Source organism: Pseudoalteromonas lipolytica (genome assembly GCF_001306915.1).
Taxonomy (GTDB): domain Bacteria; phylum Pseudomonadota; class Gammaproteobacteria; order Enterobacterales; family Alteromonadaceae; genus Pseudoalteromonas; species Pseudoalteromonas simplex.
Genome location: NZ_LJTC01000004.1, coordinates 240,580 through 254,852, shown reverse-complemented (window position 1 = coordinate 254,852; position 14,273 = coordinate 240,580). Strand labels below are relative to the sequence as shown.

The following is a 14,273-nucleotide window of genomic DNA, read 5'->3' as shown; positions in this document are numbered from 1 at the left end:
CACCCCGCTTGAGACGCAAGACTTAAGCATCCTGTATTTAGGAATGTGGGGCTATAGCTCAGCTGGGAGAGCGCCTGCCTTGCACGCAGGAGGTCAGCAGTTCGATCCTGCTTAGCTCCACCACTTTCCTACCTCTCTTTAGGCAATCTGCCAAATTAAATATCTAAACAAACTCATATTCATATTTCGATTCATTTTATTTGTTTTAGACACAAAAAAACCGAGCAAAGCCCGGCTTTTTAAAGCAATTGCTTTTTAGTGATTACTCACGAATTTGGCCTTCGCCATTCACTAAGTATTTTTCAGTTGTAAGTGACTCAAGACCCATTGGACCGTAAGCATGTAGCTTAGTTGTCGCAATGCCAATCTCGGCACCTAAACCTAACTGTGAACCATCAGAAAAACGCGATGATGCATTAACCATTACCACAGATGCATCCACACTGCGTTGGAATAACTGCGCCGCAGCTTGGTCTTTAGTACAAATCACTTCAGTGTGGTTTGAACCAAACTTAGCAATATGATCAATGGCACCGGCAAAGTCAGGTACAACTTTAATTGCGATTTCTAAATCTAAGTACTCTTCACCAAACTCGTCGTCAGCAAGTACTGTTGCATTATCAAAGTACTCGGCAGCTTTCGCATCTGCATTTACTTTAACGCCTTCTTGACGAAGAACAACTGCACATAGGTTTAAAAACTCATCAGCGATATCTTGATGAACCACTAAACCTTCTAGGGCATTACACACACCTGTACGCTGGGTTTTACCATTTAATAGTAAATTGATTGCTACGTTCAGATCAGCGTCTTTATCTACATAAAGGTGACATACACCTTTAAAGTGTTGGATCACTGGAATAGTACTGTTTTCTGTTACAAAATTAATTAAACCTTCACCACCACGCGGAATGATTAAATCAATAGTGTCACGCTGTTGCATCAGCTCCATGAGCAGACCACGGTCTGGATCTGGGATCACTGAAATCAACGCAGCAGGTAAACCATGCTTTTCAAGTACTTTGTGCATTACACTTGCGATTGCTTGCGAGCTGCGAAGTGCTTCTTTACCACCACGTAAAATAACACCATTACCCGATTTAAAGCATAACGCACCGGCATCAGCCGTCACATTTGGACGTGCTTCATAAATCATACACACAACACCCAGTGGTACGCGCATCTTGCTAATCTTAATACCGTTTGGACGCTCTGAAATTTCACGTAATTGACCAACAGGATCATCAAGGCTAACAATTACTTCAATGCCTTCAGCCATTGCTTCAATGCGTTCATCGTTAAGCGTTAAACGGTCAATCATAGACGCAGCAAGGTTATTATCACGTGCTGCCGCTAAATCGCTTTCGTTCTCTTTGATGATAAACGCTTTGCTTTCGCGTAACGCCTCTGCCATCTCAGTTAACACTTGATTCTTAGTAGCAGCATCAAGTAAAGCTAACTGGGTTGCAGCTTTTGCAGCTTGACTCGAAATATCCGTAATTAAACTCATGACTTCTCCAATAATGCGATATCTTTCTCTGAAACAACTGGGCCGATTGAATCTTGCATTTTTTCGCTAAATTCACTTTGCTCGTTGTCAGCAATAAAATTCAATAAACAGCTACTGTAGTTCGCTGTTGCTTTTGCTAGACGCGTACCATCATCACTACGAACTAAAATGGTATCGCCTACGCCAAATTCTCCGTGTACTGCAACGATTTCATCGCTACGAATACAACCGTCTTCATCTTTTAATGATTCATCGAATGAACCTTCAACGACAACCTCACCCTGCTCGTTAGCTGTGTGAGTCATCCAATGCACTGCTTCTTGCATTGGTTTTTCATATGGTGTGAAGATAGTACCTGGGTTGTCACCCGCAAGCAGTCGGTTAAATGTCTCTTCTTTAAAACCATTTAAAATAAAGGTTGTAATACCATGTGAAGTGGCTTTTTCAGCCGCTTCGATTTTCGTTTTCATACCACCTGTACCAACGGCACTGGTTGCACAACCGGCCATTGCGTAAATTGATTCATCGATGCTATCAATTTCTGGTAATAGCACTGCATCTTCATGTAAATTCGGATTTTTGTCATATAGACCATCAACATCCGAAAAAATCATCAATGCGTCTGCGTCCGCCGCTGCGGCTACCATTGCCGACAAGTTATCATTGTCGCCAACTTTTAAATCATCAGTTGTTACCGTGTCATTCTCATTAATGATAGGTAATACACCATGTTCCAGTAAGGTGAAAACTGTTTCACGAATACTGGTATAACGCTCACGGTCACGTAAGTCACCATGAGTTAATAAAATCTGTGCCGATGGGAAATCAAAGAAACGATCCCACATCGCCATCATTTCTGTCTGACCGGCAGCAGCCATTGCTTTTTTCATCGTCACTGAACGCTTTTCTTGTTCAGGGAATAAATGCGAACCAGCAGCTACCGAACCCGATGATACTAAAATAACTTCGATACCTTGCGCTCGACAGCGAACGATGAACTGTGCAATGGTCAGTAAATAACGTGAGCGACACCCGTCTTGTTCGGGTGCGATTAATGCGCTACCTACTTTTAGTACTATACGTCGCCAATTTAACTTTTGCATAACTGTTCAACTTTCCATTTTACTATCTATTCAGTGCCAATTTGCCACTGATTAAAAGACTCGCGTTTAGCTTTACTAAACGCACTGACTATTATCACTTTGCCAAACAACTTATCTATGCACACGACTACGCCACGCAAGTACTGCGATTAGATATAGCACAACTTTTATTCAGTCAGTAGACCAAACGGTTATAAACCATAAGTTGATAAAAAGAGATAAGTGTTGTTTATGTATCGCTGTAAAAAGCTGTGTGAGGCTTTTATTAATAACAACATACATAGAGCCTATACAATCTGGTACACCGACAGATAGGGTGTAGATTGTATGACCGAGATTTAGCTGCCACGATGGGAACTAAACATTGACCAGATAATGAACTTATATTCTATTCAACACGTAATAAATACACACTGAACACGGGTAAGCTCATTTCTATTTAATTAGAAAACAAAGTGTATAAAACACTAAAATTGTTACAAACAATTGATTATTTAGAGGTAAAGCTCTAGAAAACTGTAGCAACACCGATAAACATTTAGATATCAAATTGTTTGAACACGAAATATAATACGGGAAATTAGGGGTAAAGATCAAGGGCGAAAAGTAATCACAGCTTTTATACTTGCCATAAATAGGAAAAATAAATACTTTTTAACAATAAGTTAGATCACCATATGTTAGCCCTAATGATTTTTTCTCTGCAAACCTGACTTTTGTTTTAGATATAACCCCAAAAAGTAGTAATAACGACTAAAATCGTATTTGAAGCATCAAGTTTGCTTGTGTCTATAGTGATGAGTAAGCTTTAATAAGCAGGCAATTTTATTTCAAAGGTCTAATTGAGGATTGCATTACATCATAAATAATGTGATTCGACCTTTTTTGAACAGTAGTAACAAAAGGATAATTTATTCTATGTCAGCAATTTATATAGCAGGGATCGCATTGTGCTCAGTATTAGCACAGTGGGTCGCATGGGCGTTTCGCGTACCCGCTATTTTATTTTTACTACTAACAGGTTTAGTTTTAGGGCCATTTAGTGGCGTACTAGAACCTGACGCTCTACTGGGTGATTTACTCTTCCCTGTAGTTTCTTTAAGTGTGGCGGTGATCTTATTTGAGGGTTCACTAACCTTACACTTCAGAGAGTTAAAAGGGATTGGTAAGGTAGTTCGTAACCTCTGCTCTATTGGAATGCTCACGACTTGCTTAGTAATCAGCTTCAGCGCTTATTGGATTTTAGAGCTGAACTGGCGAGTTGCTGCAGTACTTGGGGCGGTGCTTGTTGTAACTGGACCTACAGTTATTGCGCCGCTGTTAAACTCTATGAGACCTACTCAAGATATTGACCGCATCTTGCGTTGGGAAGGTATTGTTATAGACCCTATAGGTGCATTATTCGCAGTACTAGTATTTGAAGCTGTCATGCTTGTAGGTCAAGGCGAAGTACTGAGTCATACCATTATCGCGCTCTTTAAAACCCTGGGAGTTGGTTTAACCATTGGTGTCGTTGCCGGTTGGCTTACCACATTGCTGATACGCCGAGAATGGCTACCATTTGAGTTACACAAGTTTGGCATTTTAGCCTTAGTACTGATTAGCTTTACGGTTTCGAACCACCTAAGCCATGAATCTGGCCTCCTCGCTGTTACCGTGTTTGGTATTTGGCTTGCTAACCAAGATGATCTCGAAATTGACTCTGTGCTTGAATTTAAAGAAGACCTTTCGATGATCTTAATTTCATCACTGTTCATCTTACTTGCAGCCCGACTACAGCTATCAGATTTAATGATGTTACATAGCGATGTGTTTATTTTCTTAGCCATCGTGCTTTTTGTGGCTCGCCCAGCCTGTATTGCAATATCGACCTTTAAAACTGATTTACCACTTAAGTCTCGTTTAGTTCTGTCGTGGATTGCACCACGGGGTATCGTTGCCGCTGCGGTGGGCTCTGTATTTGCTCTAAGTATGGTCGAAGCTGGCATTGCCGATGCTGAAAAAATAGTGCCACTTATATTTACTGTAATTATTATTACTGTAGTACTGCAAAGCCTTACAGCAACACCGTTGGCAAAGTTATTAAAAGTACGCCAGCCTGCGCCAAATACTATTTTAATTATTGGCGCAAACCATGTAGCCCGTGCTATTGCTTGCGGCTTAAAAGATCAAAATATTCCGGTGCACTTATCTGATCCTGCATGGGAAAACTGTAAAATGGCACGCATGGATGGCTTACCTTGTTACTATGGTAATCCGCAGTCAGAGCATGCGGAGCGTTATTTACCATTAACAACAATTCGTAGCGTACTCGCGCTTTCACCTAACCGCCATCACAATGCATTAGGCGTACAATACTTCTCGCATTTGTTCGACGAAAAGAATGTATTTTCTTTGCGCTCTTCGACTAACCATGCAAAAGCGAATAAAGACAGTGCGACCTTCTTGTCACGACAAATTCTGTTTGGCGACAATGGCGCTTATGCCCGTTTAAGCAGCTTAATTGCCAAAGGCGGTAAAGTTAGTGCGACGCGTATTTCTGAAGAGTTTAGTTGGGATCAATATAAAGAAGTTAATAGCGAAGCAATCCCATTATTTATTTTAAATGGTGAAAAAAGCGATGATGACGATACGCCTATTAAAATTCGCCCGTTCACTACAAATATGGAAAAACCTCCACAAGTAGGTGAACGTATTGTGGCACTTCAACCGCCTAAACTATCGGTGCTAAAAGACCCGAATAACGGCAAACTAAAAGAAAGTAAAGAAGAGAAATAACAGTAAGGCCAGCATTAGCTGGCCTTTTTTATATGTATTTGCCTACATAGGTAAACGGGCGCGTGCAACGACGCTGTCTGGCATTTTTTCGGCAAGCTTAGCGAGTAAATTTTCGACTTTCTTGTGAGTTGCTTTATCGGCAACCATTGAATGAAATAACCAACGGTAGGCGTCTTCATAATCTCGTGGGCTGCCATAACCTTGATTAAATAGATTAACCAAACGCATTTGTGCCTTTAGGTTACCTTGAGCTGATGCTTCTCGTAAATAGGTCACCGCCATTGCTTTATCTTGCTGCACTAACTGACCTACATCATAGTAGCGACCTAGTTGCTCTAATGCCGCACCAAGCCCTTGCTGGGCAGCTTGACGCATGTAATAAACCCCTAACTCTACATTACGGTCTACACACACCGCATAAGCTAGCATATCGCCATACAGGAACTGATATGATGGCAGTGCCATTTTATTGGCTCGCGCTTCGATATCTTGCACTAACTGGCAATCATCTGCCTTTACGCGTGCTAGGTGTGTATTTTTATTGATCAAGCCTATTAACTCGCTCTCTGTGTAAAGAGGCACAGCTGTGATAGGCTCTTCAGCCATACTCAGGCTTGAGAAGAGTAATGTTAAAGGCAAAAAAACACGCATCAAAATCACTTAAATAAAGTCAGTCTTAGCAAATAATATACAAATATTATACCAAGTGAATTTTAGGCACAAAAAAAGCTGCCGAAGCAGCTTTTTCAGTCACTATGACGATTATGCAAATGGACTGCGTAATACCATAGTTTCTACACGGTCTGGGCCAGTAGAGATGATATCAACTGGAACACCAGTGATTTCTTCAATACGTTTGATGTAATCAAGTGCCGCTTGCGGTAATTGATCAACTGACGTAGCACCTACTGTGTTTTCTGACCAGCCTGGCATCTCTTCGTATACTGGTGTTACTTTCTCGTAACCTTCAGCTGCTAATGGTGTAACGTTCGTTACTGTGCCATCTTCTAACTGGTAACCAGTACAGATTTTTAATGTTTCTAAACCGTCTAAAACGTCTAGTTTAGTTAAACAGAAACCTGAGATGCTGTTGATTTGCACTGCACGGCGCATTGCCACTGCATCTAACCAACCTGTACGGCGTAAACGACCTGTCGTCGCACCGAACTCATGACCTTTATCACCTAGGTGCTTACCAACTGGATCTTGCTTATCAAGACCGTCGTAAAGCTCTGTAGGGAATGGACCAGAACCTACACGTGTAGTGTAAGCTTTGATAATACCTAATACGTAATCAAGGTGTAATGGACCAAAACCAGCACCAGTCGCTACACCACCAGCTGTTGTGTTTGATGATGTTACGTACGGGTAAGTACCGTGGTCGATATCAAGTAATGTACCTTGCGCACCTTCAAATAAGATGTTGTCGCCCGCTAAACGCGTTTGGTCAAGAAGCTCAGTAACATCAACAACCATTGCTTTTAAGATATCTGCGATAGCCATTGCATCGTCAAATGTCTTTTGGAAGTCAACTGGTTCAGCTTTGTAGTAATGCTCTAAAGTGAAGTTATGGTATTCCAATACTTCTTTAAGCTTGCTAGCAAACTGTTCAGGATTGAATAAGTCACCTACACGTAAACCACGACGTGCTACTTTATCTTCATAAGCTGGACCGATACCACGACCTGTAGTGCCAATTGGCTTATCGCCACGTGCTTTTTCACGGGCTAAATCTAATGCAATGTGGAAAGGTAAAATTAATGGACATGCTTCGCTGATTAATAAGCGCTCACGTACTGGTACGCCACGCTCTTCTAGCATGCCAATTTCTTTCATTAATGCTTCTGGTGATAAAACAACACCATTACCGATCACACACTTAACATTGTCACGTAATACACCCGATGGAATAAGGTGTAAAACCGTCTTTTCACCGTTGATTACCAGAGTATGGCCTGCGTTATGACCACCTTGATAACGAACTACTAAAGATGCTTTGTCTGTAAGGAGGTCAACTACCTTACCCTTACCTTCGTCACCCCATTGGGTGCCTAGTACAACAACGTTTTTACCCATTGCAAATTCACTTAGAAAAAATTAGGACGAGATTTTATCAGAAAACGAGGTGAAAGATCACCCCGTTTAGCTTATTTTTTCTGCGCCTGAATTTTTATCTTCTCAATTACTTAAACAACTACATGCAGAACAGAGGTTTATAAAATTGTTAAGAATAAAAATTAATCACTTACAGAGACAAAAAAGCCCCACAAATTGCGGGGCTTTTGATCATACGAGTATTACTTACTGTACTTTTGTACCTTTCATATAATTAAAGAAGTCGCTATCAGGTGAAATTACCATCACGTCTTGTTTATCTTTAAAGGTATTTTTGTATGCTTCTAGGCTGCGCATAAAACCAAAGAATTCAGCGTCTTTGTTATATGCATTAGCATAGATAGCAGCAGCATCAGCATCACCTTGACCACGTACTGTACGAGCATTACGTTCAGCATCTGCAAGCATTACGGTTACACGGCGGTCTACTTCTGCGCGAATTGTCTCAGCTTTTTCTTGACCTTCTGAACGGTGCTCTTTAGCTACTGCAGTACGCTCAGCACGCATACGCTGGAAGATTGAGCTACTCACTTCTTGTGGTAAGTTAATTTGCTTAACACGTACGTCAAGTACTTCAATACCTAGCTCTTGCGCACTTTCAGACGCTTGAACTAACGCTTCTTCCATCAATTCACTACGCTCGCCAGAGACAATCTCTTTGATTGTACGAGAACCGAAATTAGTACGAAGTCCATTGTTCACCTTTTGCTTAAGCAGTGTTTCAGCATATTGCTTATCACCACGGGCACGTAGGTAAAATGCACTAAAGTCATTAATGCGCCACTTCACATAAGAATCAACGATTAAGTCTTTTTTCTCACTAGTAACAAAGCGGTCAGCTTCACCATCTAGCGTTTGAATTCGTGCATCTAAGCGACGTACTTGGCTAAAGAAAGGCACTTTTAAGTGTAAACCTGGACCATATACTACAGCGTTATCGTCACTGTCTTTTTCAACTTTGCTGAATAATAAGACAATTGCTTTTTCGCCTTCTTGTACAACAAAAATCGCAGAAAAAGACAGCACAACTGCAAGGGCAAGTATTACTAAACTAAAATTTTTCATCTTACTTATCTCCCCTCATTAAAACGGTCAGTTGCGAAACGATCATTACTTGAATTAACCGTGCTGTTACGTGATGGATTTAACTTATTGCGAAGATCTTGAATATCACTTGAGCTTGGTAGCGCAACACGCGTTGCTGTACCTTGCTTTTCCATGATTTTATCAAGCGGTAGATACATCATATTATTACCGCCCTCTACATCAACTAACACTTTAGAGCTGTTACCTAGCACTTCTTCCATCGCATCGATATATAAGCGCTTACGGGTTACTTCTTTCGCAGCTTGGTACTCAGGTAACAGTTTTTCAAAACGTGCTACTTCACCTTGCGCTTCTAAAGTAATACGCTCACGGTACGCTTCTGCTTCTTGTGTCATACGCGTAACTTGACCACGGGCACGAGGCTCAATTTCACGAGCGTAAGCTTCAGCTTCACGGATAAAGCGTTCTTCATCTTCTTGTGCAGCAATAGCATCATCAAACGCGTCTTTTACTTCACCCGGCGGACGTGAATCTTTAAAGTTCACATCGCTTACGATAATACCCAAGTTGTAAGGCTCAATGATTTTGTTTAGTTCATCCCACGTTTGTTGGCGCACTAACTCACGACCAGTTGTTAGCACTTGGTCCATTTTTACATGACCAATCACATAACGAAGAGCACTATCAAGCGCTTGTTTCAAGCTGCCATCTGCGTCGGTTACGCTAAACTTGTATAGGTGTGGATCGATAACACGGTATTGTACTTCAAACTCTACATTTACCACGTTCTCGTCTTCTGTCAGCATGAAACCTTTTGCAGATAACGAGCGAACCGCTTCAATATCTACAGGGATCACGCGTTCAATGAAGGTCATTTTCCAACGTAAGCCAGGTTCTGCAATGCGATTGTATTGTCCAAATTGTAAAACAATACCGCGCTCGGCTTCTTTTACCGTGTAAATACCACTTAATGCCCATACAATGACGGCAATAATAAGGATGAAAGAAATGCCTGCGCCACCAAGTCCGCCGCCGTTTTTACCTGGCTTATTACCACCAAATAAACCGCCAAACTTGTTGCCGAATTTACGCATTACCTCGTCTAAATCAGGTGGGCCTTGATCTTTTCCGCCTTTATTATTCCACGGATCTTTATCATTGCCATTATTACCCGGTTCATTCCAGGCCATAGCTATACTCCATTGTTATCTAAATGAATTAGGTTAAATCTATCAAATCTACAGCATTTCTCATACTAAAAAAGACAAATGCTGGCGATTTTTAATCAGTCACTACAAAAGAGTCGAGGTCTTGTCCCATCTCTTTTTTTAAGCGATTCCATTCTGCCATTGGCAAGCGTACCGATAATAACCAGTTTCCTTGCTCATCAAAACGTTCTTGATGAACTGCGTTTAAGTTGAATAATGCTGCACGAATACGACCATGTTGTGGTGGTAATTTTAGCTCATCAGCAAACATCTTCTTGGCAAGTAACTCATTAATTGCCTCACTTAGCAGTTCACAGCCAACACCAGTGCGCGCCGACAACCAGACTCGTACCGGTTGACCTTCGTCGTTTCTATCTATACGTGGCGCAACGTCATCTAGCGCATCAATTTTGTTATAAACCAATAATTGCGGCACTTCATCTGCTTCGATTTCTTTTAAAACAGACTGTACTTGCTCAATATTTTCTTTTCGACGAGGGTCTGCCACATCGATAACATGCAACTGTAAATCAGCTTCACGGGTTTCTGTTAAGGTCGCTTTAAATGCTGCAACAAGGTCATGAGGTAAGTGACGAATGAAACCTACCGTATCCGCTAAAATAATTGGACCTATATCGCCGATATCTAACTTACGTAAGGTTGGATCTAGGGTTGCGAATAGCTGATCAGCAGCATACACATCTGAGTCAGTAATACGGTTAAATAACGTTGATTTACCCGCATTGGTATAACCTACTAGTGACACAGTTGGAATTTCATTTCGCGTACGCGCACGTCGCCCCTGCTCACGTTGAACAGCAACTTTATCTAAACGGGCACGAATATTTTTAATTCTTGCGCGCAGTAATCGTCTATCGGTTTCGAGCTGGGTTTCACCCGGACCACGTAACCCTATCCCGCCTTTTTGTCTTTCAAGGTGGGTCCAACCACGGATCAAGCGAGTAGAAATATGGCGTAACTGAGCTAACTCAACCTGAAGTTTACCTTCGTGAGTTCGCGCTCGCTGCGCAAAAATATCTAAGATCAAACTCGTACGATCAAGAACGCGGCACTGGCAAACGCGCTCTAAATTGCGTTCCTGTGACGGGCTAAGTTGATGGTTGAAAATAATGACATCTGCATTGTGGATTTTGACAGTTTCAGCGATTTCTTCTGCTTTTCCGGTCCCGACGAAAAGTTTCGGATGCGGTGCTTGACGACTGCCTTGCACAATCGCCAAACTACTAACACCAGCAGAAGATACCAACAACTCTAATTCGTGAAGATCTTCGCGATCTCCCTCTTTAGGTAAGTCGATATGAACTAAAACTGCCTGTTCGCCGGCTTCATAACGGTCAAACAAGCATTACGCTCCTAAGTTTAAAAATTTCCAGATTCTTGCTCTTCTGAATCATCACTTCCTTGAACGCCTTGGAAGTTAACAGAACGCGCTGGAACAACAGTTGAAATAGCGTGTTTATACACCATTTGATTTACGGTGTTTTCAAGTAAAATAACAAATTGGTCAAATGACTGGATTTTACCCTGCAATTTAATGCCATTAACCAAAAAGATTGATACTGGAATGCGCTCACGACGTAACGCATTTAAAAATGGGTCTTGTAACGACTGGCCTTTTGCCATGTTATTTTCCTTCGTTCTAGGTGTTATTATAATTAAGTAGCTGAACTAATTTAACAAAGCTAAAAAACTTTCAGCTACTACTAGCTTAGCGAACTTACTACACGTTGCAAGTTTTCTTCATCACCCGTAGTCAACCAAATTACTTCAGGCCAACCTCTTAACCAAGTCAGTTGTCGCTTGGCTAACTGCCGTGTGGCTGCAATACCACGAAAGACCATTTCATCATAGTCAATTTCGCCAGCAATGTAATCCCACATTTGTCTATAACCCACACAACGAATCGAAGGTAGGTCTGGGTGTAAATCCTTACGTTTATATAGGGATGAAACTTCATTTTCAAACCCCTGATCGAGCATTATTTTAAACCTTTTCTCAATTCGCTGATGTAATTCACTGCGATCATCAGGTGCAATGGCAAATTGATAGAAAGTATAAGGAAGCTCAGGCTGCTTTTGTTTTTGCAGCTCAGTCATTGTTTTACCTGTTATACGATACACTTCTAATGCACGATTAATTCTTTGCGAATCATTTTCGCTCATTTTTTTCGCTGCATCAGGATCGATTTTCACAAGTTCTTTATGCAAATGTGGCCAACCAAACTGCGCTGCTTCTTTTTCGAGTTCAGCACGTACTTCAGGTGATGCCTCTGGTAGCGGTGATAAGCCATCAATAAGCGACTTAAAATACATCATTGTACCGCCAACCAATACAGGTACTTTACCTTGCTGATGAAATAGATCAATCTTTTCAATTGCATCACGGCGAAAATCTGCCACTGAATAACTATCTGCTGGGTCAATAATATCAATTAAGTGATGCGGCGCACGAGCAAGCTCTTCGGCATTTGGCTTTGCCGTGCCGATGTCCATATCTTTATAGACTAATGCTGAATCAACACTGATTATTTCTGTGTTTAAATGCTCACACAGCGAAATTGCTAAATCTGTTTTCCCTGCAGCGGTTGGTCCCATTAAAAAAATGACGGGTAAGTTATTCAAGCCTAAATACCTTGCTTAGTTTAAAAACTGAGATAGTTCTATTTTAACTGCTTTTTGACGTAAAAGTTGCATAGTTTGTGGATTATTTTCTAACCGAGCCACTTGCTCCATAAAGGCTTGGCTTGCGTAATAACGTGTTGGTATTTGTTGAGTTAACCAAGCTAACCATTCATCGAGTGAACTTGGTGAGGCTTTACAGCCAGCAATAAGCCGCTCAATAGCATCACTTACATCAAGTAAATACACGCAAGGCGGAAGCTTTTTAACCATCACAAACTGTTTTTCTATTACTAAATCAAAACCAAGTAAGGTAAACCACGACTGCTGAGCATTTAACGCACTAATATCATCAGCACTTACATTTACTCGCACAGGTAACAACAAGGCTTTGCCATCAAGGCTACCTGCTTGCTCTACGTGCGCTTGCCAGTCGAGTGCTAAAGCATGCTTAAAGTGCGCAGCAAAGAGTTGGTTGTCTTCACTAAATACGCATTCGCCCTCGCGTACGTGGATGAGTTTGGCAAGCTTAGCTTGCTCAACAACCGGTGCTGTAAAGCTTGGCTCTGGGCGTACTTGGTCAAAATGCGCAGCATGTTGCTCACTGATCCCTTGATAAAATGCATTGACATCTTGATGCGATGTTTTACTGCGGCCTTGGCTGTCGCTACTAAAGCCACCACCAGAGCGCCCTGCTCCTGTTGCCCCTGAATAACTCGCTGAACGTGTCGGCTGTAATTCAGATTTAGGGTAATCATATTGCTCTGTTGGCGCTGATTGAGTAAAACTTGGCTGCATGCTGCTTGAGTGCGCCTCATCAAACGAAGCATGCTGAAAAGCAGTGTCATTATGCTCTGTAAAACCAGCTTCATGCTGAAGCGGTACCACCACTTGTTTTATTGCCTGTAGAATAAAGTCATGCACTAAACGGCCTTGATGAAAACGCACTTCATGTTTAGCTGGGTGCACATTTACATCGACCTGACGTGGGTCAATATCAATATAAATGACAAAACCTGGCAGCTCTTCAGAGCCTGCGACTTCTTCAAAGGCTTGGCGGATTGCATGCAAAATGAGTTTATCGCGCATCATGCGATTATTCACATAGGTATATTGCGTGCTATTCGTTGAGCCCACGGGCAATACCCAACCTCGTAACATCAAACCTGCTTCACCTGACTGAATATGCAGCCCCTGTTCACTAAATGCCTTACCCGCCACTTGTGCAACACGGCTTATCGCTTGCTCAGGGTTTGGTTTAGCACGGTATTGACGCACGACCTTGCCATTATGAGTCAGGGTGATAGAGACATCAAAACGACTCAGCGCAATACGCTTTATGAGCTCATCAATATGTGAAAACTCGGTTTTCTCGGTGCGAAGAAATTTACGGCGCGCAGGGGTATTAAAGAATAAGTCTTTCACCTCAATGGTGGTACCATCAGGGTGTGCGGTTGGCTTAATCTGCACCGCCATATCGCGACCTTCAGCAAACGCTTGCCATGCAGCCTCTTGCTGCTTTGGCTTTGAGCTTAAGGTTAAGCGAGAAACAGAACTAATTGATGCTAACGCTTCACCACGAAAACCCAGTGAGCAAATGTTCTCAAGATCATCGAGTGACTTAAGCTTACTCGTAGCATGGCGCGACAAGGCTAATGTTAGCTCATCTTTATTAATGCCAGAGCCATTATCGCGGATACGAATTAGCTTATGCCCACCACGCTCAATATCTATTTGAATGCGCGTTGCGCCAGCATCTAAACTGTTTTCTACCAGCTCTTTAACAACGGATGCTGGGCGTTCAACCACTTCACCCGCAGCAATTTGGTTAGCCAATCGCGCGGGTAGTATTTCTATACTCATAGTGTTCCTA

General features: G+C 41.9%; 11 protein-coding genes and 1 tRNA gene. 2 read left to right on the top strand and 10 right to left on the bottom strand.

Features of this window, described 5'->3' with window-relative positions; all coding sequences use genetic code 11:
* Positions 1-47: 47 nt before the first annotated feature.
* Positions 48-123, top strand: a tRNA-Ala gene (locus AOG27_RS07755).
* A 139-nt stretch (positions 124-262) separates the two neighbouring features.
* Here AOG27_RS07755 and AOG27_RS07750 read toward each other — a convergent pair.
* The gene (locus tag AOG27_RS07750) at positions 263-1,510 is read right to left on the bottom strand and encodes a glutamate-5-semialdehyde dehydrogenase (protein ID WP_054552443.1); all 1,248 of its coding nucleotides are present in this window, start codon (positions 1,508-1,510) and stop codon (positions 263-265) included.
* Complete coding sequence (proB, locus tag AOG27_RS07745) at positions 1,507-2,613, bottom strand: glutamate 5-kinase (protein ID WP_054552442.1); 1,107 nt, start codon at positions 2,611-2,613, stop codon at positions 1,507-1,509. The genes AOG27_RS07750 and proB overlap by 4 nt, the downstream gene beginning before the upstream one ends.
* A 918-nt stretch (positions 2,614-3,531) precedes the next feature.
* Here proB and AOG27_RS07740 point away from each other — a divergent pair.
* Positions 3,532-5,391, top strand: a complete 1,860-nt coding sequence (locus AOG27_RS07740; RefSeq protein WP_054552441.1) for a cation:proton antiporter — start codon at positions 3,532-3,534, stop codon at positions 5,389-5,391.
* 42 nt (positions 5,392-5,433) lie between these two features.
* On the opposite strand, the gene AOG27_RS07735 is transcribed toward AOG27_RS07740, so the two are convergent.
* The 8 genes from AOG27_RS07735 to mutL form a co-directional block, all read right to left on the bottom strand.
* The gene (locus AOG27_RS07735) at positions 5,434-6,042 is read right to left on the bottom strand and encodes a tetratricopeptide repeat protein (RefSeq protein WP_054552440.1); all 609 of its coding nucleotides are present in this window, start codon (positions 6,040-6,042) and stop codon (positions 5,434-5,436) included.
* Positions 6,043-6,153: 111 nt separating this feature from the next.
* The gene (locus tag AOG27_RS07730; protein ID WP_054552439.1) at positions 6,154-7,467 is read right to left on the bottom strand and encodes an adenylosuccinate synthase; all 1,314 of its coding nucleotides are present in this window, start codon (positions 7,465-7,467) and stop codon (positions 6,154-6,156) included.
* A 225-nt stretch (positions 7,468-7,692) separates the two neighbouring features.
* Positions 7,693-8,571 (bottom strand): protease modulator HflC, encoded by an 879-nt coding sequence (hflC, locus tag AOG27_RS07725; RefSeq protein WP_054552438.1) that lies wholly within the window; start codon positions 8,569-8,571, stop codon positions 7,693-7,695.
* A gap of 5 nt (positions 8,572-8,576) precedes the next feature.
* Complete coding sequence (gene hflK / locus AOG27_RS07720; RefSeq protein WP_054552437.1) at positions 8,577-9,743, bottom strand: FtsH protease activity modulator HflK; 1,167 nt, start codon at positions 9,741-9,743, stop codon at positions 8,577-8,579.
* Positions 9,744-9,834: 91 nt separating this feature from the next.
* Positions 9,835-11,124 (bottom strand): ribosome rescue GTPase HflX, encoded by a 1,290-nt coding sequence (gene hflX, locus AOG27_RS07715; protein ID WP_054552436.1) that lies wholly within the window; start codon positions 11,122-11,124, stop codon positions 9,835-9,837.
* 17 nt (positions 11,125-11,141) lie between these two features.
* A complete protein-coding gene (gene hfq / locus AOG27_RS07710; protein WP_054552435.1) occupies positions 11,142-11,405 on the bottom strand; it encodes an RNA chaperone Hfq in 264 nt (87 codons plus the stop codon).
* 80 nt (positions 11,406-11,485) lie between these two features.
* Positions 11,486-12,403, bottom strand: a complete 918-nt coding sequence (gene miaA / locus AOG27_RS07705) for a tRNA (adenosine(37)-N6)-dimethylallyltransferase MiaA (RefSeq protein ID WP_082389227.1) — start codon at positions 12,401-12,403, stop codon at positions 11,486-11,488.
* A gap of 15 nt (positions 12,404-12,418) precedes the next feature.
* On the bottom strand, positions 12,419-14,263 hold the full coding sequence (gene mutL / locus AOG27_RS07700; protein WP_054552433.1) for a DNA mismatch repair endonuclease MutL: 1,845 nt from the start codon (positions 14,261-14,263) through the stop codon (positions 12,419-12,421).
* Positions 14,264-14,273: the final 10 nt, after the last annotated feature.